22 protein-coding genes and 1 pseudogene are annotated in these 24075 nt (G+C 69.7%); 8 read left to right on the top strand and 15 right to left on the bottom strand.

Annotated elements, in window-relative coordinates; all coding sequences use genetic code 11:
- Positions 1–7 precede the first annotated feature (7 nt).
- The gene (locus ACL02T_RS23265; RefSeq protein ID WP_412832866.1) at positions 8–1030 is read left to right on the top strand and encodes an HAD family hydrolase; all 1023 of its coding nucleotides are present in this window, start codon (positions 8–10) and stop codon (positions 1028–1030) included.
- Positions 1030–1770, top strand: a complete 741-nt coding sequence (locus tag ACL02T_RS23260) for a tyrosine-protein phosphatase (protein WP_412832865.1) — start codon at positions 1030–1032, stop codon at positions 1768–1770. Before ACL02T_RS23265 ends, ACL02T_RS23260 begins: the two co-directional genes overlap by 1 nt.
- Positions 1771–2153: 383 nt before the next feature.
- On the opposite strand, the gene ACL02T_RS23255 is transcribed toward ACL02T_RS23260, so the two are convergent.
- The 4 genes from ACL02T_RS23255 to ACL02T_RS23240 all read right to left on the bottom strand — a co-directional run bounded on the left by ACL02T_RS23255 (position 2154) and on the right by ACL02T_RS23240 (position 7377).
- Complete coding sequence (locus ACL02T_RS23255; protein WP_412832864.1) at positions 2154–4670, bottom strand: pyruvate, phosphate dikinase; 2517 nt, start codon at positions 4668–4670, stop codon at positions 2154–2156.
- A gap of 11 nt (positions 4671–4681) precedes the next feature.
- The gene (locus tag ACL02T_RS23250) at positions 4682–5302 is read right to left on the bottom strand and encodes a hypothetical protein (protein ID WP_412832863.1); all 621 of its coding nucleotides are present in this window, start codon (positions 5300–5302) and stop codon (positions 4682–4684) included.
- A gap of 112 nt (positions 5303–5414) precedes the next feature.
- Complete coding sequence (locus tag ACL02T_RS23245; protein WP_412832862.1) at positions 5415–6845, bottom strand: hypothetical protein; 1431 nt, start codon at positions 6843–6845, stop codon at positions 5415–5417.
- A gap of 112 nt (positions 6846–6957) precedes the next feature.
- Positions 6958–7377, bottom strand: coding sequence for a PEP-utilizing enzyme (locus ACL02T_RS23240; protein WP_412832861.1), 420 nt, complete (start codon positions 7375–7377; stop codon positions 6958–6960).
- A gap of 307 nt (positions 7378–7684) precedes the next feature.
- Here ACL02T_RS23240 and ACL02T_RS23235 point away from each other — a divergent pair.
- A pseudogene (locus tag ACL02T_RS23235) lies at positions 7685–8158 on the top strand (fructose-bisphosphatase class II); the annotation flags it as partial.
- Between the two features lie 5 nt (positions 8159–8163).
- Positions 8164–8451 (top strand): transposase family protein, encoded by a 288-nt coding sequence (locus tag ACL02T_RS23230; protein ID WP_412832958.1) that lies wholly within the window; start codon positions 8164–8166, stop codon positions 8449–8451.
- 179 nt (positions 8452–8630) lie between these two features.
- Here the strand turns inward: ACL02T_RS23230 and ACL02T_RS23225 are convergent, their stop codons facing one another.
- The 7 genes from ACL02T_RS23225 to ACL02T_RS23195 form a co-directional block, all read right to left on the bottom strand.
- Positions 8631–9482 (bottom strand): SDR family oxidoreductase, encoded by an 852-nt coding sequence (locus ACL02T_RS23225; RefSeq protein ID WP_412832860.1) that lies wholly within the window; start codon positions 9480–9482, stop codon positions 8631–8633.
- On the bottom strand, positions 9479–13012 hold the full coding sequence (locus ACL02T_RS23220; RefSeq protein ID WP_412832957.1) for an indolepyruvate ferredoxin oxidoreductase family protein: 3534 nt from the start codon (positions 13010–13012) through the stop codon (positions 9479–9481). The genes ACL02T_RS23225 and ACL02T_RS23220 overlap by 4 nt, the downstream gene beginning before the upstream one ends.
- Before the next feature lie 13 nt (positions 13013–13025).
- Positions 13026–14498, bottom strand: coding sequence for a TetR/AcrR family transcriptional regulator (locus ACL02T_RS23215; protein WP_412832859.1), 1473 nt, complete (start codon positions 14496–14498; stop codon positions 13026–13028).
- Complete coding sequence (locus ACL02T_RS23210; RefSeq protein ID WP_412832858.1) at positions 14435–15814, bottom strand: MmgE/PrpD family protein; 1380 nt, start codon at positions 15812–15814, stop codon at positions 14435–14437. The genes ACL02T_RS23215 and ACL02T_RS23210 overlap by 64 nt, the downstream gene beginning before the upstream one ends.
- Before the next feature lie 63 nt (positions 15815–15877).
- Complete coding sequence (locus ACL02T_RS23205) at positions 15878–16564, bottom strand: ABC transporter permease (RefSeq protein ID WP_412832857.1); 687 nt, start codon at positions 16562–16564, stop codon at positions 15878–15880.
- A gap of 134 nt (positions 16565–16698) precedes the next feature.
- On the bottom strand, positions 16699–17511 hold the full coding sequence (locus tag ACL02T_RS23200; protein ID WP_412832856.1) for an ABC transporter ATP-binding protein: 813 nt from the start codon (positions 17509–17511) through the stop codon (positions 16699–16701).
- Entirely contained in the window at positions 17508–18491 is a 984-nt protein-coding gene (locus ACL02T_RS23195) for an ABC transporter substrate-binding protein (RefSeq protein ID WP_412832855.1), read from the bottom strand. The genes ACL02T_RS23200 and ACL02T_RS23195 overlap by 4 nt, the downstream gene beginning before the upstream one ends.
- A gap of 290 nt (positions 18492–18781) precedes the next feature.
- Here ACL02T_RS23195 and ACL02T_RS23190 point away from each other — a divergent pair, with 290 nt between their 5' ends.
- Together ACL02T_RS23190 and ACL02T_RS23185 are read left to right on the top strand one after the other, a co-directional pair.
- The gene (locus tag ACL02T_RS23190; RefSeq protein ID WP_412832854.1) at positions 18782–19564 is read left to right on the top strand and encodes a 2-keto-4-pentenoate hydratase; all 783 of its coding nucleotides are present in this window, start codon (positions 18782–18784) and stop codon (positions 19562–19564) included.
- Positions 19564–20037, top strand: a complete 474-nt coding sequence (locus ACL02T_RS23185) for an amino acid permease (protein WP_412832956.1) — start codon at positions 19564–19566, stop codon at positions 20035–20037. The genes ACL02T_RS23190 and ACL02T_RS23185 overlap by 1 nt, the downstream gene beginning before the upstream one ends.
- A 20-nt stretch (positions 20038–20057) precedes the next feature.
- On the opposite strand, the gene ACL02T_RS23180 is transcribed toward ACL02T_RS23185, so the two are convergent.
- From ACL02T_RS23180 to ACL02T_RS23170, 3 genes are read right to left on the bottom strand one after another with little or no spacing between them, the layout of a single operon-like run.
- Positions 20058–20285, bottom strand: coding sequence for a hypothetical protein (locus tag ACL02T_RS23180; protein WP_412831647.1), 228 nt, complete (start codon positions 20283–20285; stop codon positions 20058–20060).
- On the bottom strand, positions 20272–20643 hold the full coding sequence (locus ACL02T_RS23175) for a hypothetical protein (protein ID WP_412832853.1): 372 nt from the start codon (positions 20641–20643) through the stop codon (positions 20272–20274). Before ACL02T_RS23175 ends, ACL02T_RS23180 begins: the two co-directional genes overlap by 14 nt.
- Positions 20640–21077 (bottom strand): PspC domain-containing protein, encoded by a 438-nt coding sequence (locus tag ACL02T_RS23170; RefSeq protein ID WP_412832852.1) that lies wholly within the window; start codon positions 21075–21077, stop codon positions 20640–20642. Before ACL02T_RS23170 ends, ACL02T_RS23175 begins: the two co-directional genes overlap by 4 nt.
- A gap of 457 nt (positions 21078–21534) precedes the next feature.
- Here ACL02T_RS23170 and ACL02T_RS23165 point away from each other — a divergent pair, with 457 nt between their 5' ends.
- Together ACL02T_RS23165 and ACL02T_RS23160 are read left to right on the top strand one after the other, a co-directional pair.
- Positions 21535–22083, top strand: coding sequence for a hypothetical protein (locus ACL02T_RS23165; protein ID WP_412832851.1), 549 nt, complete (start codon positions 21535–21537; stop codon positions 22081–22083).
- A gap of 316 nt (positions 22084–22399) precedes the next feature.
- Entirely contained in the window at positions 22400–23080 is a 681-nt protein-coding gene (locus ACL02T_RS23160; protein WP_412832850.1) for a hypothetical protein, read from the top strand.
- A gap of 485 nt (positions 23081–23565) precedes the next feature.
- Here ACL02T_RS23160 and ACL02T_RS23155 read toward each other — a convergent pair whose 3' ends face one another.
- Positions 23566–24051 carry a universal stress protein gene (locus ACL02T_RS23155; RefSeq protein WP_412832849.1) on the bottom strand — a complete coding sequence of 162 codons (486 nt, stop codon included), beginning with the start codon at positions 24049–24051 and terminating at the stop codon, positions 23566–23568.
- Between the last annotated feature and the right edge of the window lie 24 nt (positions 24052–24075).

Raw genomic sequence — 24075 nt, 5'->3', positions numbered from 1 at the left:
GCCGCCGATGAGCACGCCCCCACCCGTGCAGGCGGTGATCTTCGACCTGGACGGGACGCTGGTGCAGACCCGCATCGCCTCCTGGGAGATCTTCGAGCAGGTCAACCGCCGCTTTCGACTCGGCGTGGACGAGCCCGAACAGTACTTCGACCTGTTCCGCGGCAACGTCTACGAGTCGATCGCCAAGCTGTGCCGTGACGACGTACAGGCCGCCGAGGTCAAGGAGGCGTTCCTGCAGCTCCTGCGCAGCGACTACACCCCGCCCCTGGTCCCCGGCGTCACCGACGTGGTGCGCCGGCTGGCCGGGCGCTGCACGCTGGCGGTGATGTCGTCGAACGCGATGCAGGTCATGCGTCGCGTGCTCACGTCCAACGGCCTCGCCTTCTGCTTCGCCCATGTCTTCGGCGGCGACGTCACCCCGGACAAGAAGACCGCGATCCGGACCTTCCTCGCCGACGCCGGAAGCGGGTTCGGGCGCCGCTGCGCTGCGGACTACGACGAGGCCGACGCCCGCCGCGTACCCGACCCGGCGGGCACCGTCCTGGTCACCGACACCGCTGGCGACGTCCGCGACGCCCTCGAGGTCGGCATCCGCGTCGTCGGCGTCGCCTGGGGCATGCACTCGGTCGAGGAACTCACCGCAGCCGGGGCCGAGTTCGTGGCATTGTGGCCGCAGGAGATCACCGCGTACCTGCTCGGCGACGCCGCTGCGCTCTCGCCGGGCGGCGCCTGCGCGGTCCCCACGCCCGCCGGAACACCCTCGCCAGGCGGCCAGGCCCTGGCACCGCCCCCGGGCTTCGTCGGAGCCCGGAGCGGCGACTGTGGATGCGGCTGCGGCGGGGACGGGACCGCCGCGACCGAGGAGGTTGTCGCTACCGCGGCGAAGGTGCGGCGTGACCGCCGACGCAACGCCGTCGCGCAGCAGATGTCGGGGATGCCGGACACAGGCGCAGACGCGACGGCAGGAAACGGCGCCTCCCCGGGAGCGGTGGACGAGCTGCTGGCCGCGGTGCGGCGGGTGATGCAGTGATGGCCCGCGCGTATCAGAGCCACGCGCTGGAGGGGGCGTTCAACTTCAGGGACCTCGGCGGACTGCGCGCCGGGCCGGGCCTGCGGATCCGGCCCGGCGTGTTGTTCCGCAGTGACACCCTGCAGGCCCTCTCCCCGGCCGACGTCGCCTACCTCACCGAGGAACTCTGGCTGGAGCTGATCATCGATCTGCGGATCGGGCCGGAGGCGGTGGCCGAGGGCCGCGGGCCGATGGCGGAGATGCCGGTCAGCTACCTCAACGCCCCGCTTCGTGACCTTCCGGTCTCCGACCTGCCGGCGCGCGAGCAGAGCCTGCACTTCTACCTCGAGCACCTCGCCTCGCCGACCTCCGCGCTGGCAACGCTGGTACGGGTGGTGGCAGCGCTCGCGGGCCGCCCGCTGCTGCTGCACTGTGCCGCCGGCAAGGATCGGACGGGCCTGGTCACCGCTCTGCTGCTGCGCCTGCTCGGCGTCGACGACGACGACATCGTCGCCGACTACCTGGTGTCCGGGACGAACATGCCCCGGATCGTCGAGCGCTTCCAGGGCTGGCCCCGCTACCGAGACCACATGTCCGTGGTTCCCGCCGAGGTCTACCAGGCCCAGGAGTACACCATGCGCGGCTTCCTCGAAGGCCTCGACGCCCACCACGGCGGCGCGGATGCCTGGGCCGAGTCGCGCGGTATATCCCCGGTCGAGATCCGCCGGCTCCGGGAGGGCCTGCTCATGCCCGCGGTCTGACCCCGGCTCCACGAGCCACCGCGAACGACACCACAGGCGAACATGTACTGCCCCGCCACTCACCCGAGCGGCGGGGCAGTACTCGTGTGGCGGCAACACTCCTGTGGTCGGCAACGAGCTTGCGGCCGAGCGGCTCGTCACTGCTCGGCCGGTGAATCCTCGGGACCTGCCCGCGCCCTCAGGTCACCCTCCGGCCGTTGCAGCGTGACGGGTCGACGCCGGGAGGGCCGGAACCGGGAAGGTTGGAGCACGCGACTGCCCCGCCCCCTTGGGGCGGGGCAGTCGTGGTCCCGGCTCGGCCCCGGCTGACGATCAGGAGCCGAGCCGGGAACCTCCCCGCTGGACACCGTCCGGGAGCTCTCGAAACCCCTCGGGCTACTGGCTCAGCCGCGGCTGAGAGCGGCCTTGCCCAGGGCGAGGATCAGCGGACGAGCCTCGCCGGCGTCGACGGCGAATCGGCGGAAGCCGAGCCGGTAGAGCTGGGCTGCGGCCTCCTCCGGTACCTCGCCGGTGAGCCGCATCCCGACCGGGCAGCTCGAGCTCTGAACCGCCGCGACCTTGGCCAGCAGCTCCTGCACCGCCGGATCCAGTGTCGTGCGCGGGTCGCTGGCCAGCATCCCGCGGCGCAGGTAGCCGTCCAGCGGCTCGGCGGTGAGCATCTGGCGTGCCGGAATCCCGAACACCGCCGACTGCAGCGCCCGGACCTCCACCCACACGACATCGCTGCCGTCGGCGATCCCCGCGGCCCGGTAGGCCGAGCGCGGGCTGGTCAGGTAGGCCCCCACGGAGATCCGCCCACCCACCTTGGCGGCGAGCTCGCGCAGGCCAACCGCTTCGGCCGGGTCGGAGATGTGCCGGACGGCCAGGTGCACCCGCGTGGGGCTGACCGTGGAGTCGAGCGCGCGGGCCAGTCCGCGCAGCTGCGCCTCGACCAGCGCCGGACGCCCGAGCGGTACCGACAGCTCCGGATGGCGAGTGGTGACCGCGGTCTGCTGCAGCAGCTCCCGGGACTCGTCGGCCACGAGGTCGATCGCGCGGACCCCGATCTCGACGTCCCCCGCCGCTGCGAACAGCTCCGAGAACTCCTCGGCGACCAGGTCCGCGACCTGACCGAACCCACCCGCGCCGTCGGCGTCGGCGAGCAGCTGCTGCACGAGCCCGTCCAGGTGACCGTTCGCGGCGAGGACGTCGTCGATCGCGGTGACCAGCCCGGTCGCCCCGGCCTCCCGCGCCACCGGCACGTCGCTGGGCAGGGTGACCCGAGCCAGGACGTCGCACCCCGACTCTTCTGCTGCGCTGCGCAGCAAGGAAGCCAGCGCGCCGGTTGCCGCCGCCGGCGTGGACGTCGCGATGGTGCCGGTGAACAGCTCACCCGTGGAACCGTCCAGCGACACCTCCTCGCCCTCGGCGATGACTCGATCACCGATGGTGAGAGTGCGGCCGGCCTCGTCGACCTCGATCGCGCCGGCTCCCACCACGCAGGCGGTACCGAGGGCGCGGGCGACGACGGCGGCATGGCTGGTCGAGCCACCGGTGGCGGTGACGATCCCCTGGGAGGCGATCATCCCATGCAGGTCGGCCGGGCTGGTGACGGCGCGGGCCAGGATCACGTCGCGGCCGGCGTCGGCGCATTCCTTCGCCCGGTCCGGGTCGAGCACCAGCGTGCCACTGACCTGCCCGGGGCAGGCCCCGATCCCGGTGGTGAGCAGCCGGTCCCCGGATCGTGCCTGCTCGACCTCGTCGTCGTCGAAGCCCGGGCGCTGCACCTGCCGCACCTGCTCGGGCGACACATTGCGCAGCGCGGCGGTCGGCGCGACCGTGCCCTCGGCGAGGAAATCGGCGGCGATGCGTACCGCAGCCTCCGGGGTGCGCTTGGCGCTGCGGACCTGCAGGAAGTACAACGTGGAGCGCTCGACGGTGAACTCGATGTCGAGCACGTCGCCCTGTGCGCTCTCCAGCTCCTCGCAGGTGGTGCGCAGCTCGGCCAGCACATCAGGGGCGAGCGCCTCCACGACGGGATCCGGGGTACGCGTGCCGGCGACGACGTCCTCGCCCTGGCTGTGGGCGAGATACTCCCCGAACAGGCCGGGCTCGCCGGTGACCGGGTTGCGGGTGAAGACCACCCCGGCCCCGGAGTCGGCCGAGAGGTTGCCGAAGACCATCGACTGCACCACCACGGCGGTTCCCAAGTCGTGCGGGATCTTGTGGAAGTCGCGGTAGGTGCGCGCCCTGCGGGTGTTCCAGGAACGGAACACGGCCTCGATGGCGCCGAACAGCTGCTCGCGAGGCTCGGAGGGGACCGAGTCCCCGGTGTCCTCGGCCAAGGCGTGCTCGCACGCGGCCCAGATGCGGTCGTAGACCGCGCCGGCGTCCTCGTCCGGCTCGACGGCGTGCACCAGCACGTCCACACCTTCGCCGGGGTCGAGCGCGCCCAGGACCGTCTCGGAGTACATGGCGTGGAAGCGGGCGATCAGGTCCGCGACGAACCGGCTGTCGCCGGTCACCTCGGCCAGCGCGATCGCCGCGTCCCTGCTGACGCCCAGGTTGAGGATCGTGTCCATCATCCCGGGCATGGAGATGGGCGCTCCGGACCGCACGGACAGCAGCAGCGGCACCGGGCCCCCGCCGAAGGTCTTCCCGGTCTCGCGTTCGAGGTCACCCAGCCGGGCGAAGACCTCCTCGGCGAGCCCCGCCGGGACCGCCGTCTCCTGCAGGTAACTGCGGCAGGCGCTGGTGCCGATCACGTAGCCCGGCGGGACCCGCAGGCCCTGCTGGGCCATGCGGGCCAAGCCGCTGCCCTTGCCACCGAGCCAGTCCACGTCCGCCGGATCGGCCTCGGCGAAGGCACGCGTGAACGTGCCGGACGTGTCGTGCTGGCCTGAGGAAGTCGGGGTGCTCACGATCGCACTGCTCATTCCACTCGTTCCCGGCCCAGCGTGCGCAGCAGATCCTCGTGGAACTCGAACCAGATGTTGTGCACGGAGTCCAGCGTCGGCGAGGAGACCAGCTCGTGGCGGCCCTGGTCGACGGCATCGACCGCGGCGGCGAACCGGGTGGGGTAGATACCGAAACGGGCGTCGTGCTCGGCGAGCGCCTCGAGCAGCGGTCGGAGCCGTGTGATCAGCTTGTCCAGCCGGGCGATGATCTTGTCGTCGTATTCGGAGTCGGAGTGGTCGTTGGCGACCTTGCGTCCTCCGACGTCGATCTGCTGCCAGGCCGACATGGTCGTCAGGAACTGGGCGTTGATGTTCTCGAACCGGTCGACGAGCTCGGCGAGGCCCTCGTCGGCGCGCACGCCGGCGTAGTGCTCCGCGGCGGCGGACTTCAGCGCGGGCTCGGCCTCGTCGGTCGGCAGTGCGGATCCGGCCGCGACGACGACCAGGCCTTGTTCGGCCAGGCCGGCCAGGACGGCGTCGACGCCGTCCTCGGCGATCCCGGAGGCCGCGGCGACGACCTGAGCGGTCGCCATCTTCTTCAAAGCCACGACGTTGAGGACGTCGTAGTCGGTCTTGTCCAACACGAGTGCGGTCATGGGTGTCCTTAGCGGGGACCGGGCGGCGCGGCAGGGGGGTGGCCACGCCGCCCGGTAGGGGTGGCTCGGGGCAGGGAGACCGTCGGCAGGGGGCTCCGGCGGTCGAACCGCCCTAGAGCCAGCGGCCCTTCGAGCTGCGCAGGTTCGCCTTCTCGGAGAAGGGTAGGTAGCCGGCACCAGAGAAGATCTTGCTGGGCACCGTCTCCTGCGCGAAGCCGCGCTTGGTGATCTCGTAGTAGTAGTTCGCGACCCGCTGGTCGATCTCCCACAGGTCGTAGTCGCGGCAGGCCTTCTCGTACGTGCCCGCCTTGCGCAGGTGCGGCAGGATCATGTCGATGTAGTAGACGTACTGGCCGTTCCAGATCAGGTCCCGGCGGCACATCTTCGACGTCTTGGAGTACAGCTTCAGCGTGGCCTGCTGCACCCGGCCCAGGTGCTCCCCCAGGTCGTCGACGGCGATCGGGTACACCTCGCCCATGGGCGTGTCCCACTTCTGGCGGGCGAACACTGCCCCGCCGATGATCGCCTCGACGTAGTTCTTCGGCCGGGTGAAGGTCGTGGAGATGTCGTTGACCCGGATCTCCTCGAGCGCCATCTTCTCCGGGTCGATGACCAGGGCGAGGGTGTAGGAGTAGGGCAGGCCGGCGTCCTCGCTCACGTCCGACCAGTGGTAGATCTCCTCGTTGACGAAGAGGTCCCGCAGGATGAGCAGGTTGCCGTCGGGCAGCTCGTAGGGGCCGGTGTCGCCCAAGCCGAGCCGGTTGTCGTAGTGGTGCAGGAACGCCAGGAGTTCGGTGGCCGCGTTGAACTGCGTGAACGCGTGGTGCTTCGGGCTGTTCGGCTCCAGCGTCTCGATCTGGCCGACGAGCTGGTCGAGGAAGTCCTGCTCGTGGATGCGGCAGCGGTAGCGGTCCTGGGAGTTGAGGATGAAGCCGTCCTGCCGCTTGCCCCACAGCACGCGCTGCATGAACTTGAGAATCTCGTTCGACTCGGCCACGTAGTCGTCCGGGCCAATGGCCTCCAGGGCAAGCAGGCCGCACCGGCCCATGCCGAACCCGACGGCGCCGATGCACCAGTCGTGCACGGAGTTGACCTTGGTGCCGATCTCCCGGCGCGCCGAGGCGCCGATGTCCAGGATGCCCTGGGCGCCGACCTCCTCGGTCGTCATGCGCAAGATCTCCGGCCAGCGGTAGAACTCGTGCATGAACGCCAGGATCTCGTACTCCTGACGCGGGATCATGCCGCTGACGCCCTCGGTGGCGCGCATGACCAGCACGTCCCAGATGTTCCAGGCGAGGTAGTTGTTCAGGTCGTTGAGCTCGTCGATGCTGAACTGGGGGTTCAGCACGTCTTCCTTGGAGACCTTCTCCAGCACCTTGCTCTTGGCCCGGGCCTTGAGCATCTTGTCGCCCTTGATCCCGTCCGTGACGGGCTCCAGGCCGACGAAGTTGCCGGTGTAGGTGAGGTCCTGGAAGCGGAGGCCCTCGTCGCCCTCCTCGTACCGCTTCTTGTAGGTCGCGCGCTTGCCCTCGGTCGTCGTCACTGACTTCTGCTCCTGTTCTGGATCACCGGAGTCGCGTGGGATGGATGAGATGCGCTGCTGTCGACCCAGCAGCCGTCTGAGCCGTCGGATCACACCGCTGCTCAGTCGCTGCTCAGTCGTCGGCGACCACGCGGCCGACCTCGTGGTCGGAGCAGTCGAGACGCACCTTGCGACCGTCGAGGGCCTTGGCGATCTCCTCGAAGTGAGACGGGTCGGTGTTGCCCACGACATAGCGGGACCCGCTGGAGGTCAGGTGGGCGGTCATCACGCACGGGGTCTGGAACTCCCGGGACAGGATCCCGAGGTGGGACTCCGGGGCCCCGGACATCGTGATCACGCCGATCGCACCCATGCTCAGGGCAGGCGCGAGGAACGTGGTCGTGCCGCCCTGCACCAGGAGGATGTGCTCGGACAGCTTGCCGGACTGGATCAGCGTGATCACGTCGGCCGGCGAGGACAGGTACTTGACCGTCCCGCTCGGGGACTTACTGGTGTCGAAGACGTTGTAGCCCTCGGCCAGCACCTCGGCCATGAAAGTTCCTCCTTGAACTGGGATCGCACGTAGCCTCACGCCCCGCTCGAGCGTTGCGGAGCCTCGGCGTTGCGCTGGTCACAGTGCCGTGGCTCACCAGCCTCGCCGATGGACAACGCGGATAAAACTGCCCCAAGGCATTGTCTTCGGCGGACAGCTCGTCGCCAGTAGCGGGTCACAGCTGCGGCGCGTCTGGGATGCTGCGGCTGGCTGCCGAAGTCCGCTTCGAGCGCGCGACCCTTCGCATCCGAATCCCCGCAGGCGTCGATCCAACTGGCGAAACCCCGACGAGAGCCGAGGAGAGCAGATGGCCGAGTCCCAGTCCGAGCGACGTGGTGAGCCCGCCGACCGCAACCTGGCCATGGAGCTGGTGCGGGTCACCGAGGCCGCCGCGATGGCGGCGGGGCGCTGGGTCGGCCGCGGCGACAAGAACGGCGGGGACGGGGCGGCGGTCGACGCGATGCGCCACCTGATCGGGACCGTGTCGATGCGCGGGATCGTCGTGATCGGCGAGGGCGAGAAGGACGAGGCGCCCATGCTCTACAACGGCGAGCAGGTCGGCAACGGCGAGCGCCCCTGGTGCGACGTCGCCGTCGACCCCATCGACGGCACCACCCTGATGGCCAAGGGCATGCCCAACGCCCCGGCAGTGCTCGCCGTCGCCGAGCGGGACGCGATGTTCGACCCCTCGGCCGTGTTCTACATGGAGAAGCTGGCCGTCGGCCCCGACGCCGCGGGCCACATCGACATCACCAAGCCGGTGGGCGACTCTGGTCGGCGTCGCAACTGCGGCTGCCCGCACCGGCCGACTCCGGCCACGAAGGCGCAGGCCCATCCATCAAGACCCCGATCACACAGCCCAGCGGCGGACAGACCCCCGCTCCGGACAACCAGGCCTACAACACCCTGCTGCGAGCGACCCGCGGCCTCGGGGAACGCGGATTCGCCCTGCTCACCGGACACTGGCGAGCACTGCAACGCATCACCGCCAGCCCCTCCAGGATCGGAAACCACGTGAAAGCCGCGCTTGTCCTCACACAGATCGAACACCTACGACTTCGCAATCCCTGCTGAGATCACCTCAGTCGGCGGATACGACCTCACCGACACCGGCCAGGTCATGAACGCCGACCTCTGGCCGGCCCCCGCGGCGCGAGCACACGGGGTCCAGACTTCCTCTACCTGATCAAGGCGGCGCCTCTGGCGCCAGCCGATCGACCGCGAGCCGCTGGTGCGACCGATAACGGGAACACTCACTGAATGAAGAGGTCGGTCTCCAAGGCTTCCTCTGCCGTGCCGGCGACCGCGGCGTAGTGGTCGAGGTCGTCCATACCCGCGGCTCGCAGTACTGCGGCGTCGACCAAGCAGCGTCCGGAGACGTCGGCCGAGGACGAGCTGAGAATCACATGGGCGGCGTCCGCCATGATCTCGGGCCGACGCGCGGCCCGCATCCCCAGCTCGCCCGCTACGACATTGCTGACGGCGGCGGTCGCGATCAGGGTCTCCGGCCAGAGGCAGCTGGCTGCGATCCGTGCGGGGAACTGGTGCGCGACCCCCAGGGTCAGCATTGTCATGGCGTACTTGCTCACGGTGTACGGCGCGTGCGTCGCCAGCCAACGAGGATCGGGGTTCAGAGGCGGGGAAAGCGTCAGGACTCGGGCGTCCTCGGCGTCGAGCAAGTGCGGCAGGGCCTGCGATACGAGTGTGTAGGTACCGCGCACGTTCACGTCGAGCATGAGGTCGAGCCGTTTGCGGTCCAGCTCGCCGAACCCCCTCAGGTCGATCGCCGACGCGTTGTTGACGACGACGTCGATCCCACCGAAGACCTTGACGCAGGCCTCCACCGCACCCGCGACGGCCTGGGCATCCCGCACGTCACCGATCACCGGCAGGGCGCGGCCGCCGGCGGCCTCGATGTCGGCCGCCGCCGTGTGAACCGTGCCGGGTAGCCGGGGATGCGGCGTATCGGTCTTGGCGAGAAACGCGATGTTGGCGCCCTCTCGGGCGAGGCGCCGGGCGATCGCCAGACCGATCCCCCGGCTCCCTCCGGACATCAGCACCGTGCGACCCGCGATCGAGGCACGCGAGGGCGTGGTGCTGCTCATGCCCCGACCACCCCCGGCTCGTGGCGGCGCGAGATGCGGTCCGACAGCTGCCGCAGTCGTTCCCGATATGCGTCGACGTTGCGCAACTTGATCTCCTCGTATCCGCGGATCGTGTCCGGGAGCGACGCAAGCTCGAGGACGTCCTGCTGAGTCTGCTGGGTCAGCGCGCGCACCGCGGCCTTTACGGCGACGACGTACTCGTCGATGAGGTCGCGTTCGACCCGGCGCACGCGCGCCATCCCGAAGGGATCGACAACCGTGCCGCGGAGCCTGCGCAAGGAGCGCAGGATGCGCAGCACCGGCCTGGACCAAGGGCCGAACGTCAACTTCCTCTTCAACCCCATCGAACGCAGGACCGGCGGGTGCAACATGATCGCCCAACGCGCCTCGGCACCGAACTCACGCGTGATGGCGTCTGACAGCTCCGGGGCGAGGGACAGGCGAGCCACCTCGTACTCGTCCTTGTAGGCCATCAGCTTGTGCAGGTTCTGTGCGACAGCGAGCGTGATGAGCGGTTCACCGTGGCCCACGGTGGCGGCCTCCTCGGCAAGACGCACCTCCCCGAGGATCGAGGCGTAGCGCCTGGCATAGGCGGAGTCCTGGTAGGCGATGAGGTCATCGACCCGCCGCACGACCAGGTCGTACAGTTCCCCCGAGGCCGGCTCGACCGCGTCAGCGGCGATTGCGTGCGCGACCTCGTGGATCGGCTCCGCACGCGCACCGGCCCCGTCGGAATCCTCGAGACCCGCCGGGTCCGCGATGGCCAGGCGGCCGTATCGGAAGGCCATCACGTTGCGTTCGACCGCGACACCGTTGAGGGTGATGGCCGCCTCCACGCTCGCCGGATCGATGGGCAGCACACCCGCCTGGACAGCGGCCCCGACGAGGAGAAAATTGGCGTGTTGGTCGTCGCCGAACAGCTCGGTGCACAAGGACCGGGCATCGACCTGGGCCAGGTCCCTGACGTTGTGGGCGATGACGTCTACCGTGCTCGCTGCTGTCGGGAACATCACCTCGGGGTGGGTCACCATCGCCCCGGTCGGCACCTGGCTACTCGACACGACGGCGAACGTCTTGTCGGGCGAGGCGACGGTGAGATTGGCCTCCGCGGAGGCCACCAGCAGGTCGAAGCCGAGATAGAGATCGCAGTCGCCCGCACCGACCTTGTTGGGCCTGCGCTCCTGATCAGAAGCGAACAGGAGGTCGGAAACGACCGCGCCGCCCTTCTGGGCCATGCCGAGCTGGTCGAGACCTCGGACGTGGTACCCATCGATCACGCCGGCGGTCGCCAGCACCTGGGCCGTCGTCACCACACCGGTCCCGCCGATCCCCGTCATGCGGAGCGAGAAGCCGCTACTCGAGACCTGGGGGCGAGGAGCCGGCAGGGAACCAGCGGGGACCAACGCAGGCTCACGGCGCGTCGCCTGCCCGGCGCCGCGACCTGCCGTCTGGACCTCGACGAACGACGGGCAGTCTCCGTCGAGGCACGAGTAGTCCTTGTTGCAGGATGCCTGGTGGATCTGGGTCTTGCGCCCGTACTCGGTCTCGACCGGCTGCACTGAGAGGCAGTTCGACTTCTGACCGCAGTCGCCACAGCCCTCGCAGACGCGTTCGTTGATGAATACTCGGGTGGTCGGGTCCGGCGCCTTGTTCCGCTTTCGCTTGCGACGCAGCTCGGTGGCGCACTCCTGATCATGGATGAGGACCGTGACCCCGGCGGTGGTGGCGAGCTCCTCCTGAACCTCGATCAATCGGTCACGGTGGCGCACCTGCACCCCGGCGGGGAATCTCACGCGCCGGTAGTCGCGGAGATCCTCCGTAGTGATGACGATGCGGCTCACGCCCTCGGCGAGGAGCATCTGCACGATCTCGCGGATGGACAGGTGGCCGACCGCCTGCTGCCCGCCGGTCATGGCGACGGCGTCGTTGTAGAGCAGCTTGTAGGTGATGTTGACCCCGGCAGCGACAGCGGCTCGGATCGCGAGGCTGCCCGAGTGGTGGAAGGTGCCGTCTCCGATGTTCTGGAAGGTGTGGGTCTCCTCCACGAAGGGCGCGATCCCGATCCACGCCGCGCCCTCGCCTCCCATCTGCGACAGCCCCAGGCTCTCGCCCACGACCGACTCGTCCATGAACGCGGCGAGCGTGGAGCAGCCGATCCCCAGCCCGACGAGCGACCCGGACGGCACCTTGGTCGATGTGTTGTGGGGGCAGCCGGAGCAGAAGTACGGCTCCCGGGCGAGCAGGGGAAGCGATCGACGGCCCCGTGACGCCGACGGGGCGGGCGGTGCGTCGAAGTCCGGGATGTGCCGCGCGAGACGCCCGCGGAGCGAGCGAGCGATCTCCTCGGGTGGCAGGTCCGCGAAGCCGCGTAACAGCGGTGCGCCACCGGGGCCCCGCTTTCCGTAGACGTCGGGTGCGCCCGAAGTGCCGTAGAGCAGGTCCTTGATGGCCAGCTCCACGAAGGCCCGCTTCTCTTCGACGACCACCACCTCGTCGAGACCGGCAGCGAACTGCCGCACGATGTCAGGTTCCAGCGGTGCGATCATTCCCAGCTTGAGCAGACGAACGCCGGAACCGGGACGGTCGACGTCGACTCGGAGCCGGAGCAGGGCCTCGCGTACGGCGAGGTACGTCGGACCGTGCGCGACGATCCCGATCGTGGCCTCGGGGTCGCCCACCACGCGGTTCAGTTCGTTGGCCGCCGCGTAGCGTCGCGCCAGCTCCGGGCGCACTCCCTGCGCCGTGCGTTCGAGCTCACCGAGGACGGGTGGCAGGAACCGGGCTGACACCTCGTGCACGTAGGGGCGACCGTCGACCGTGTTGTCGGGCAGCACCGGGTTGGGCAGCGCGGCGTCGAGATCAACCGTCATCGCGCCGTCGACGACGCTCGTCGCGAGCTTGAGCCCGGTCCACAGCCCGGTGAAACGCGAGAGCGCGATCCCGTGGAGGCCGAGTTCGAGCAGGTCCTGCGGGTCGCAGGGGCTCAACACGGTCATACCCATCTCGGCCATGGCCACTTCCGAGCTGCTGGGGACGGTCGAGGACTTCGCCGTGACGTCGTCCCCGACGAGGGCGAGCACGCCGCCGGTGGGTGCCGAGCCACCTAGGTTGGCATGACGGATGGCGTCGGTGGCTCGGTCCAGGCCTGGCGCCTTGCCGTACCAGATCCCCACGACTCCGTCGCAGCTCGATCGACCGGCAACCGACGACAGCTGCGAACCCTGGACCGACGTGGCCGCAAGCTCCTCGTTGACGCTCGGGCGCAATACCACGCCGTGCTCGGTGAGGAGCGACGACTGGCGGGAGAGCTCGAGGTCGAGACCGGCCAGCGGCGAGCCGGGATAGCCCGCGATGAGGGTGCGGGAGTCGATCCCACGCGCGCTGTCGAGCCGGTGTTGTTCCATCGGGATGCGCACGAGGGCCTGGAGCCCGGACAGGTACACGAGCCCGTCGCGCTTCTCGTAGCGGTCGCTGAGAGAGACCCTCCGCGTCGGCCGCTGGTGATCGCGCGCCGAAGCAACAGTTGACATGGTTTCGGGTCTCCTATTCGACAGTGCCGGTCTGCGCCGAAACTGCGTCGTCGGGATGCGGCAGCGGGCTGCTCTCCCGGCTCCGGCCGTGCAGGAGCACAATGGCCGGGGCGATCGCTCGATTGCGGGCGCCCGCGAGGGCGAGGGAGTATCTGAGGTAGCGCTCGACGATCGCGGACCTGCCTGCGGCCGTGCTCTCCGCGTCGTGCCACCGAGCGATGTCGATGGCCACCGACTCGATTGCCAGCGCAGTGCCGGCGACGTCATCGCAGCGGAACTGACCGTCGGCTACGCCCGCCTCGATGCTCGATCGGATGAGGGTGTCGATCTGGCGACGGTAGGAAGCCACCTGCAACAGGTGAGGCCTCGAGAGCCCGCGGAGCTCGTACTGGATCACCCGCGCAAGTGTCGAGTGGTCGACGTGGAACCTGATGAAGGTCCCGACGATCGACAGGTAAGAGCTCACCGAACCCGTGCCGGTCAGCGAGGCTCGACGCATTGCTGCGAGGAGCTGCTCGTGCGCCAGCCGGCTGATCCTGTGCAGCATTTCCTCCTTGGTCTTGAAGTGCGCGTACAGCGCGGTCGAGCTGAGGCCGGCCTGGGAGGTGATCCGTCGGGTAGTGGTTCCGCCATAGCCGTGTGCCGCGAACTCGCTCGTGGCGACCTCGAGGAGGCGGCGCGCCGTCGGAACGTCCACGGCGGCGAAGATGTCCTCGCTGTCCAACGCCTCGATGTGCACCTGCACCGCGGCAGGCCCGGCGTCGTCCGGCGCCGCCCTCTCGCCCTGCACCGGCAGCGGACGACTACCCGGCTTCGAGAGCGTCGCGTCGCGGACCCGCTCGATGGCAAATCGCACCAGCTGGGAGGAGTGCAGTGGCGACCGCGTCGCGTTGGTGCCCTCGATGACCGCCGTGCACAGCTCGACCAGACGGTCCTCGTCCGGCTGGGTAATGCCGTAGGAGGAGACCGCTTCCCTGATGAGGGTGTCGATGTTGCGGTGCACCTCCTTCAGGACGGTGGCGACCTGGTCGGAGTGGGCGGCCCGTTCGTGCATCATGCGGTGCAGGGGTCGTGACGTCTCTCGGACGATCTCGAGGTAGGCCTCGAGACGAGCCATCGGCGACGCCACCGGCAGTTGGCGCATGACGGACGCCTCGACGTCGGCCTGGACGGCAGCCAGGGCGTGGTCCTTCGAGGAGAAGTACCCGTAGAGGGCGGCGGGGGTCACTCCGGCGGCCGCGGCCAGGTCAGACATCTTGGTGGCGGAGTAGCCCTGGGTCAGGAAGAGGTCTCGGGCCGCGTCGAGGACGATCTCTTCCCGCTCCGGTCGGTCGAGGCGCCGGAAGTTCTGGTGCACGGGATGCTCCTCCTGTCCGTCGTTCTCGGATGCCTGTGGCCCTCGGAGCGCGGTGATGTCACGGGTCACGTGAGAGCACGCATGAGGCCGGCCACGTCGTCCAGCCGTGCCGCCGCGGGCAGGTCCCACGCCGCCGAGAGGAGCTCGTCGACACCGGGCCGGCCGAGCACCTGGCTCAGCATGGGCCGGGCCTTCTCCTCGATGTCGGCCCGGGTCATCTGCCGTGCCGGCGCGCCGAGCGGGTGGTCTTGCTCTCGCACGATCTCCTCGCCCGCGCCGGTCCGCACCGTGATCCGAGTGGCGAGCGCCTGATCGCTGGCCAGTCGTTCGGTCAGTTCCGGATCCTCCCGCACGTGGGTCACGGCGATGAGGTCGGCCAGACGCGGGTCGGACAGCCGCTGTTCGGCGAAGGTGTGCGGCGTGATGGCGGCGTCCACCAGCGCGGCGGCGAAGATGTACGGCAGTGAGTGGTCGGCGGTCTCGCGCGTCGTCGGGTGCCACTTCTCGTCGACGTCGCCTTGCCCGCCACCGATCTCGGTCCAGCCCAGGCGGTGGATGTCGATCTCGATGCTCGTGACCGACGCAGGGTCGAGCCCCTCGTCACGCAGGGCCAGGGCGATCTCGATCGGCACCTGGGAGCTGAGTTCCGCGGGGAAGTGTTTGACAAGGGTGTCGTCGAACGCGGATCTGGTGGAGTGTGACGGCACCTCGAGCTTGAAGGGGCCAGTGGCCAACGCGCACAGACCGTCGACTCCGTCGAACGGCATCGGCGGTCCTGTCAGCCCGGCACGCGCCATGTCGACGGCCATCAGCGCGGTCATGCCTGCGTGCGCGGTCGCGCAGCCCTTCCATTCCGAGAGTTCGCCGGTGCGGACCACGCGCATCGGTAGGGCCGGCGTGAGGGCCAGGCTGATCGCGTTGGCCGTCTGTTCTGGGCTGAGATCCAGCAGGTAGGAGCCTGCGGCCGCCACGCCCGTCGAGCATTGAATCCCTTGGTCCCAGCCTCGATCTCTGATCGGCGCCACGTCCGAGAGAGCGGCGAAGATCTCGTAGGAAATCCATGAGGCACGCAGGAATTCCTCCCCCGAGGCGCCGATCGACTCGGCGAGCGCGAACAATGCCGGCGTCATGTCGTTCGGGTGACCCGACGGCACCCGGATGTAGGTGTCGTTGTAATCCAGGGCCCGCGCCATGGAGGAGTTGATGATGGCCGCTGCGTAGACGGACACCTTCTCGTCCATCCCGCAGCCCGACGCCGACCGTTCCGACTGCAGGCCGCCGAAGGCAGCCGTGAGCTTGGCGGGGCCGGTCGAGCGCAGGCCCCCCGCAGCGCATCCGAGACCGTCCACGAAGTGGCGGACCGCGGCCGCGGCCACGTTTTCGCGCAGCGGTTGCTGACGTGCTACGTGCACGAACTCGACGATCGTTTCGAGCTTGACATCCATGTCGACTCCTTCTCGAGCCTTTTGTGTCCGGAGAGGCGTCTGAGTGGGAATGGGCCGGGTGCCTCAGCGTCGGACAACGAGCTTCTCGAGGCCGACGAGGACGTAGAACAGGGCGACGCCGGCGGCGGACAGCAGGACGAGCGCAGCAAAAACCATCGGGGTGTCAAGCTGGCCGGAGCTGAACTGGACCCGGTACCCGAGCCCCTCCTGGCCCGCCACCATCTCGCCGACGACCGCACCGACCGTGGCGAAGGTGATGCCGAGTTTGAGCCCGGCGAAGATGCTGGGCATGGCGGCGGGGAGCCGGATGCGCCACAGCAGACGGAGCTTGTTGGCGCCCATCACGCGTCCGAGTGCGAGGTAGTCGTTGCTCGTCTCCTGGAATCCCAGGACGCCGTTAACGATGATGGGGAAGACCGCCAGGATCGCAGCCGTCAGGACGTTGACCTGCATACCGAAGCCGAACCACACCAAGAAGACGGGGGCGACCGCCACCTTGGGCACGGCCTGGCTGATCACCAGCAGCGGGTAGACGATCTTCTCGATCGTCTTGGAAGCGGTGAGCACCAAGGCAACGAGGAGCCCCACGACCGCGGCGATCGCGAAACCGTAGACCGTCTCCGCGAGTGTGACCACGGTGTCGGCCATCAGGATCGCGTGGTGGTCGATCAGACTGCGGGCGACGAGCCCGGGGCTGGGCAGCGTCACCGCCGCGACATCGGTGAACGAGACGACGAGCTGCCAGATCACGATCGTGATCGCGATGCCCAGCAGGCCCCACGAGACGCTGGACGCCCCCGATACGGGGCGACGGAGCCTACGCCCCCGGCCACCGCTCGCCAGTGCCTCGGATGCGTCCGGCTGGACGCGTGACTCGGCGACTGTCATCGGAGGATTCCTTCCAGTGCGTCCCTGGCCTGTTCGATGTACGGGTCGTACGGTGAGGCGCCCCGTGGCCACCGATCCCGGGGGCCGTCGATCTTGATCGGGATGTCGGCCGCGATCTGGCCGGGCCGACCCGTCATGACCACCACTCGGCTGCCGAGAAAGACCGCCTCCTCGATGCTGTGGGTCACGAACAGCACCGTGGTATCGCGTTCCTCGGTCAGCTTCCGCAGGTCGACGTTCAGCTGTTCTCTGGTCATGGCGTCGAGTGCACCGAAAGGCTCGTCCATCAGCAGCAGCGGTGGGTCGTGCAGGAGGGCGCGACAGATCGCGACCCGCTGTCGCATGCCTCCGGACAACTGACGTGGGCGCACGTCTGCGAACGAGCCGAGGCCGACCTGCTCCAGGAGCACACCGGCTTTGCCCGTGTATTCCTTGGCCGGCAGGCCGCGCAGCTGCACCTGGAGAAGGACATTGTCGAGCGCAGAGCGCCATTCCAAGAGCAGATCCCTCTGGAATACCATGCCCAGGTCGCTGTTGACCCGCGCCAGGGGTTGGCCGTTGACCTCGACCGTCCCCGTCGAGGGCCTCTCCAGACCTGCGATCATCGTCAGCAGAGTGCTCTTGCCGCACCCCGACGGCCCCAGGATGCTCACGAACTCGCCTCGGTCGACGCGCAGGTCGACCGGGTCGAGCGCCGGCACCGTCCGCGTCCGGTCGTGGAACTGCTTGCTGACGCCTTCCAGCGCGATATAGGCGTCGCCCGAGCGCAGGGGGGAACGGGAACGGTTCTGGACCGCGATCTCCATCATTTGCTCCAGCTGGTGGGACACGACGTCGAAGTGGCGTCCTGGAATTCGTTGGTCACGAGCCGGCTGATGTCGACGCCGGCCTCGGCAGCACCGATCTCCATCATCTGGGTGTAGCCGGACTTCCATGCGTCGAGGTCCTGGTAGGCGACCGTCTTGCCGTTGGTGCCGCTCGAGCACTGAGCCTGACCATAGGCGAGCATCTGACCCATGGCCGCCTGTTCGTCGATCCCGGGGACCGCGGCCATCAGCGCGTCGATCGCGGCCTGCGGATCACGCATGGCCGCGTCCATGCCTCGATAGGTCGCGCTGAGGAACTTGCGGCCGGTCTCGGCCTTGCTGTCGACGAAGGCGGGGTTCGCGATGAAGCTGAACTCGGGGATGGTCACGCCGTAGTCGACCAGGGAAACGACGTCGCTCTCGCGCTGGGGCGAGACGACGGGCAGGGCGAACGGGACCGAGGTGACGAGGCCCTCACCCTCACCACCCGCGTAGGTCGACAAGAGCGCCGGTCCGTTCACCGTCACCAGCTCCACCGACCCGGGGTCGACCCCGGCGGCCCGCATCGAAGACTTCAGCAGTTCCGCGTACACCGGCGACGAACTCAGGATTCGCTTCCCCGCCAGGTCGGCGAGCCCGTTCACCTGCAGCCTCGAATCAACGATCACCCCGACGGCCGGTGCAGCGAAGCGGTTGCCGACCGAGACGACCGTGGCACCCTGACCGGCTGCGGAGATGACCTGCGAATCCGGTGCCGTACCGAAGTCCACCTGGCCGTTGGCGACCGCGCTGATGGTCTCGACACCGGTCTTACCGGGGAGGATCGTGACGTCGAGTCCCTCGTCCCGATAGTACCCACGCTCGACCGCGAGGTAGATCGGCGCATCGCCGCCGTACGGGACGAAGTTCAACTGGAACTTGACGGCCGTCGCGCCGCCGCTCCCGGAGGACGATCCGCAGGCGGACACCCCCACGGCGACCACGACTGCCAGGATGGCGCACCTCGCCCGGCGAGTCGTCAATCGCAAAGTCCTCATCTGCTCTTCCTCCCTTGGACGAGCTGCCCTCAACAGGCCCGGGTTCCGGCGTGGTGCAGGGCGACGATAACCATCCGCAGCTTGTGTGTCAACGGTCACCTTTATCGGATTTAGTAGATCTACTCAGCTTTGACCTGGTCTTTTGCGGCACTGACGAGCGCCCGCTAATCTAGTCGCCAGGGTCGACACGACCAACGTGCGACTCTGGGCACTGGTCGGGACACGAGGGATGGCCGATGCAGGAGATGGACAGCGGCGAGCGGCAACACGCAGCCACCCGCGCAGCACGGCTGCTGGAGCGAGCTGACGAGTGCGATGTCGACGTCGCGGAGCTCAACCAGCTCCTCGGCTCAGACATGGACCTGGCCCTGCGCACGCAACTGCTCCTGGCGGATGTGCTCGAAGCGTCAGGTGACGAGGTGGCCGGCTGGAAGGTGGGACTCACCTCCGGTGCAGCGCACGACATGATGGGGCGAGGGGTAAGGCCGTTCGGTCACATCCCGCGCAGCCGCATCCTCCCCAGCGGCGCACACCTGGCGATCACCGGGCCGCACGACCTGGGCATCGAGCCCGAGATCGCCCTCCGCATCAGTCGCGACATCCACGAACCGATTCGTCCCGAAGACGTCTCCGACTCTCTGAACTCGGTCCACGCGGCATTCGAGATCAACCAGTTCCGTCTTGGGCCGGACCGGTCGCATGCCTCTCTCGTTGCCGACAACCTCACCCATTGGGGAGTCGTCCTCGGGCCGGGTGTGGCCCCTACGCCGGATCCGCATCTCGACCCGGTCCGGGTCGACCACAACCAGGAGCACCTCGGTGCGTTCCTGCCGAGCCCCATGGACCACCCGTACCGGTCACTCGCGGCACTGACCAGTCAGCTGGCCAGGTTCGGCCGCCATCTCCGAGCCGGCGACGTCGTCATCACCGGCAGCTTCTCCCGCCACGACCTGGTCCGTGGAGACGTCTGGACCGCCGAGTTCACGCGGCTGCCTTCCACTGTGACGGTGACCTGGTGATGATGACAGCCCTGCCGCCACGCGTGGGGCTACCGGCTCAGGTACTGCCGCATGCGGGAGCGTCAGACGAACGGTTCTGGCTCCCGCGGCCGTTCGGTGCCGTCCATCCGCGCCGCCGGACACCCTGGGTCTCGATCCTCTTCTCCAGCGTGGTGGCCTACGCACTCGTGCTCGCCTCGGACATCAGCCTGCTGGGCGGGACCACCTCGCTCCTGCTGCTGGCGGTCTTCACCGTCGTCAACGTCGCCGTGCTGGTGCTGCGGCGCAAACCGGTCGACCACCGCCACTTCCGCGCACCCACCTGGGCGCCGGTGCTGGGGGTGCTGACCTGTGGCTACCTGGCCACACCGCTGTCGGGCCGGCCGGCGCAGCAGTTCGCCGTCGCGGGCGGGCTGCTCGGGGTCGGTGTGCTGCTGTGCGCGGTCAACGCGCTGGTCATGCGCAGCCACCGCGCGCGCGGAGGGGCCGGCTGAATCCGCGCGGCGTGGCCGCCTCAGCGCCTTCCGCGTCGGCGGTGCACCCCGACCACCCCGCCGACGACCGTCACCGCACCCACGACGATCAGGACAGCGGGCACGATCACCGACCACGTGATCGTGAGCAGCCCCAGTTCCTGCAACAGGAACACCACACCGAGCAGCAGGAAGCCCAGACCGGCACCGAGCACGCCCGCCGAGAACTCCGGGAACGCCCCGGAAGGGGCCGTCTCAGGAACCGACACGGTGCACCTCCACGTCCCCGACCCCCAGGTCGACCGCGACGACGGGCGCCGGCGAGGTCGCGGGCCGGGACCACGACAGATCGACACCCTCCTCGACCTTGCCCCCGTCGACCGTCACGCTGCCGGCGACGACGTCGGCCTCGACCCCGACCGCCAGGGACAGCAGCAGGACCACGCCGACCAGGACGAGCCCGACGGCCGGCACGAACCGCCACGGAACGGAGACACCCTGCGCGTCGAGCATCGAGCCGACGCCGACCGCGACGATCAACGACCCGAGCACGATGCGCCCCCACTGCGGGCCCGCCCTGCGCCGGATCCGCGGCGCCTCCACGACGCGGGGCTCGGTCGCCGTCACGACCGCCCCCGGTGCCCCGACACGAGCACGACGATCCCGACGGCGACGACGACCAGCGGCCAGAACACCTCGGCACCGAACCAGGGCATCCACTGCCGGGCCAGGAGCAGGGCGCCGAGCCCGATCAGCACGGCGCCCCAGGCGATCGCGACGGTGTGCCGGTCCCCGGTCGCGGGTGCGGTGTCCGGCTCGTCCTCGTCGGCCTCCGGGACGACGATCCAGGCGACGACGTAGGCCAGCACGCCGAACCCGCCCGAGAGGGCGAGCGCGACGGCAGCGATCCGCAGCAGCACCGGGTCGACGTCGAGGTAACGGGCGACGCCGCCGCACACGCCGCCGAACACGCGGTCCCGCCGGCTGCGGCGCAGCCTGCGGGTCTCACCACGCCCGACGGGCGGAGAGACGGACGGGGGCGGGAAGTCGGGTCGGGTCACGGTGCACCTCCGAGGGGCTCGCCGACGACGATCCCGGCCGCCGCAGGACCCCGTCCCGGGGCGAGGGCACCGAACCGGGGCACCGGACGTCCCGTTCCTCCGGCCCATACAGCCCGGTCTGTGGTCTGGTCCGCTCTGCGAGGAGGCGCGTCTGCCGATCGGCGTCAGCAGGCTGCGCTCTCGCGCGGGACGGTGCCGGCGCGCAACGCCCGTGCTCGATTCAGCGGGGCAGCCGACGCCGGCACGGCGCCCCGTGGCCGCGCCGCTGTCCGCGGAGACCTCTCGCCCTCGGCGGTCGTGCCCGTCCAGCAGACGAGGGCGCAGCGGCCCATCGCGTTCCGGCCGTTGGCCCCTGCCCCCGCACGGCCGCGGGCGGACAGGCTCCCGACGTGCCGATACCCGACCGGAGGCCGACGTGCCCGGAAACCTGACCCCAGTCGTGCAGGGGCCGCTTCCGGTGGCAGCCGCGGCCCGCGCACTGGCCCGGTGCGCCGCCACCACGGGAGTGCTGCTGGCCCGCCACCGGATCCACCTGCCGCGTACCCATGTGGGGATGCGCCTGCGGTTCGCCGACGGCACCTCGGCCCGGGTGTACCGCGAGACGGTCGTCGACCACCCGGCGCCATTTGATCCGTGTGTGCTCGTGGTGCGGTTCCGGCTCCGGGCGGTTCGCGGCCGCCTGGGTCACGCCGCGTTGCGGGCCGAGAGCCTGCCCAACACTCCGCTGTTCCTGGGGTTCCCCGAATACGTGCCCGAGCTGTGGCTGGCCCACGACGAGCACGGCGTCTACTGCGGGCTCGACGAGTGGGACGACCCGGCGCTCGCCGAAGCCTACGCCCGCGCGCTCTGGCGGGTGCTCGCGCTCGTGTGCCCGCGCGCGTCGATCCACTACCAGGTGCTGCCGGGACTGCAACGGGACGAACTGCTGCGCGATGCCTCGCTGGCGGGCCGCGCCCTGCCCGGCGACGGCGCGCCACAATGGTGGCGCCCGGGCGCCGTCGCGTGACCCCTTCGACCCGACGTCCTCGTACTCGGCGCCGGGCCGATCGGGCTCTGGCCCTGCAGGCGCACGCACACGGCGCGCAGGTCCGCTGTGGAGCGCCGGCCCTCACCCTTCCCGCCGTACCGCGCCCCGAACGCGCACGCCCACACCCTGGAGGTGCCCCGGCCACCGGCGCGCTCGCCGTCCGGCCCGACGGTCCCGTCGGACACCCGGGGCGCGCCCGACGAGGCACTGCGGCGCTGGCTGCCCCGCTTCGGAGCACCCGAGGCAGCAGCAGAATGAGCACCACGTCCGATCCGGAGAAACGGGAGGTCGCACGATGACGGCCCAACCACCACCCGGCACGCCGAGCCCCGTCCTGACACTCGACCGGTTCCTGCCGACCTACGACATCAGCGTGGTGCACACAGGGGTTTTCCGGGTCCCGCCGCAGCAGTGCCACGAAGCGCTCCTGTCGCTCGACGCCTTTGACTCGCCCCTGATCCGCCTGCTGATCGCCGCCCGCGGACTGCCCGAACGGCTGATCCGACGGCACCCGCGCGCTGAGCGCGACGACACCTTCCTGATCCGAGACATGACCGGGAGGGGCTGGCTGCTGCTCGGGGAGACACCCGGGGTCGAGACGGTGCTCGGCTCCGTCGGACGGCCATGGACTCTCGGCGGAGCCGAACCCCAGGTGACCGCGGAAACCTTCGCCGACTTCGCCGATCCCGGGTTCGCGAAGATCGCGATCAGCTTCCGGGTCACTCCCTACGGCAGTAGCGCGTCGATCCTGGTCGTCGAGACTCGTGCCCTGCTGACCGACGCCCGCAGCCGCCGGCGCTTCCTGCGCTACTGGCGGGTGGTGGGCCCGTTCAGCCACCTGATCCGCCGGCGAGCGTTCCGGATGCTCGACCGGCGGTTGAACCGACGGCAGGGCGCGCGCCGAGACCTGCACTCCGCACTCCGTCCCCTGGCGAACCCGAGCGACGACCGGTACCGGCCCCCGCCTGCGTGGTAAGCCCGGTTGCAGCCGGTGGGGCTGATGCTGACCCGACTGGGGCTCACTCCGCGGGACGTCGCCACCCTGGAGGTCCCCGGGCGCCGGAGCGGAGTCGTCCGGCGGACCACCCTGTTGCAGACCGAACACGCGGGCAGCGCCGATCTCGTCTCGCTGACCGCCAGTCGGAGTGGGTGCGCAACATCCGGGAACCGGTGGACGGGTGACGCTCGCCCGTGGACCACTGCGACGGGCGGCGGTGCTGGCCGAGGTTCCGGTGCAGGACCGCGCGCCCATCCTGCGGTCGTACGTGCTCCGCCCGGAACGGCAGTCGCGGCCAGGACGCGTGCAGCAGGACGCACGCCACTACTTCGGCGTCGGACCCGCCTTGACCAGAGACGAGTTCGAGGCAGTCGCCGAACGCTTCCCGGTGTTCCGGGTGACCGTGCAGCGACGAACAGCTCCGCCGCCACAGCGGGTCCACCCTCGAAGCGGCGGGGCGAACGCTATGCGTTCACCGCCGGCGGGGGCGGGGTTTCGCCGTGCACGACCAGGACCGCGCCGGGGGCGTGCTCGGCGCAGGCGGAGCTGACCGAGCCGAGCAGCAGGCCGCTGAACCCGCCGTGTCCGCGGCTGCCCACGACCAGGATGCGGGCGTCCTTGCTGACCTCGAGCAGGACCCGGGCGGCGCCGCCTTCGGCGACGGTTTCGCGCACCGGCACCGGTGGCTGCTCGCCGAACACCTCGACGACCGAACGGTGGAGTGCGTCCACGGCGTCCTGCTGCGGGTCCCACTCCGCAGGCCAGAGACCGCCGGAGGCGGCGAGGGCGGGGAACATCCAGGCCGTCACGGCCTCGAGCTCGGCGCCGGTGGTGCGAGCCAGGAACAGGCCCCAGCGCAGAGCCTGCTTCGACGGTTCGGATCCGTCGACCCCCACCACGACACGTTCGGTGGGAGAGGACGGAGATGCCGGTGAGGTCGTCGAGGTCACCGCCGCAGGCTAACCAGCCGCCGG

It is taken from the genome of Pseudonocardia oceanicola, assembly GCF_047200735.1.
GTDB lineage: Bacteria > Actinomycetota > Actinomycetes > Mycobacteriales > Pseudonocardiaceae > Pseudonocardia.
This window is presented reverse-complemented; position numbering and strand designations above follow the sequence as displayed.

Bases quoted from the DNA above. Each gene is read 5' to 3' on its own strand.
- ACL02T_RS23265 (WP_412832866.1), top strand. From the start codon at position 8: ATGAGCACGCCCCCACCCGTGCAGGCGGTGATCTTCGACCTGGACGGG.
- ACL02T_RS23260 (WP_412832865.1), top strand. From the start codon at position 1,030: ATGGCCCGCGCGTATCAGAGCCACGCGCTGGAGGGGGCGTTCAACTTC.
- ACL02T_RS23250 (WP_412832863.1), bottom strand. From the start codon at position 5,302: ATGACCGCACTCGTGTTGGACAAGACCGACTACGACGTCCTCAACGTC.
- ACL02T_RS23240 (WP_412832861.1), bottom strand. From the start codon at position 7,377: ATGGCCGAGGTGCTGGCCGAGGGCTACAACGTCTTCGACACCAGTAAG.
- ACL02T_RS23225 (WP_412832860.1), bottom strand. From the start codon at position 9,482: ATGAGCAGCACCACGCCCTCGCGTGCCTCGATCGCGGGTCGCACGGTG.
- ACL02T_RS23220 (WP_412832957.1), bottom strand. From the start codon at position 13,012: ATGTCAACTGTTGCTTCGGCGCGCGATCACCAGCGGCCGACGCGGAGG.
- ACL02T_RS23210 (WP_412832858.1), bottom strand. From the start codon at position 15,814: ATGGATGTCAAGCTCGAAACGATCGTCGAGTTCGTGCACGTAGCACGT.
- ACL02T_RS23200 (WP_412832856.1), bottom strand. From the start codon at position 17,511: ATGATGGAGATCGCGGTCCAGAACCGTTCCCGTTCCCCCCTGCGCTCG.
- ACL02T_RS23190 (WP_412832854.1), top strand. From the start codon at position 18,782: ATGCAGGAGATGGACAGCGGCGAGCGGCAACACGCAGCCACCCGCGCA.
- ACL02T_RS23185 (WP_412832956.1), top strand. From the start codon at position 19,564: ATGATGACAGCCCTGCCGCCACGCGTGGGGCTACCGGCTCAGGTACTG.
- ACL02T_RS23160 (WP_412832850.1), top strand. From the start codon at position 22,400: ATGACGGCCCAACCACCACCCGGCACGCCGAGCCCCGTCCTGACACTC.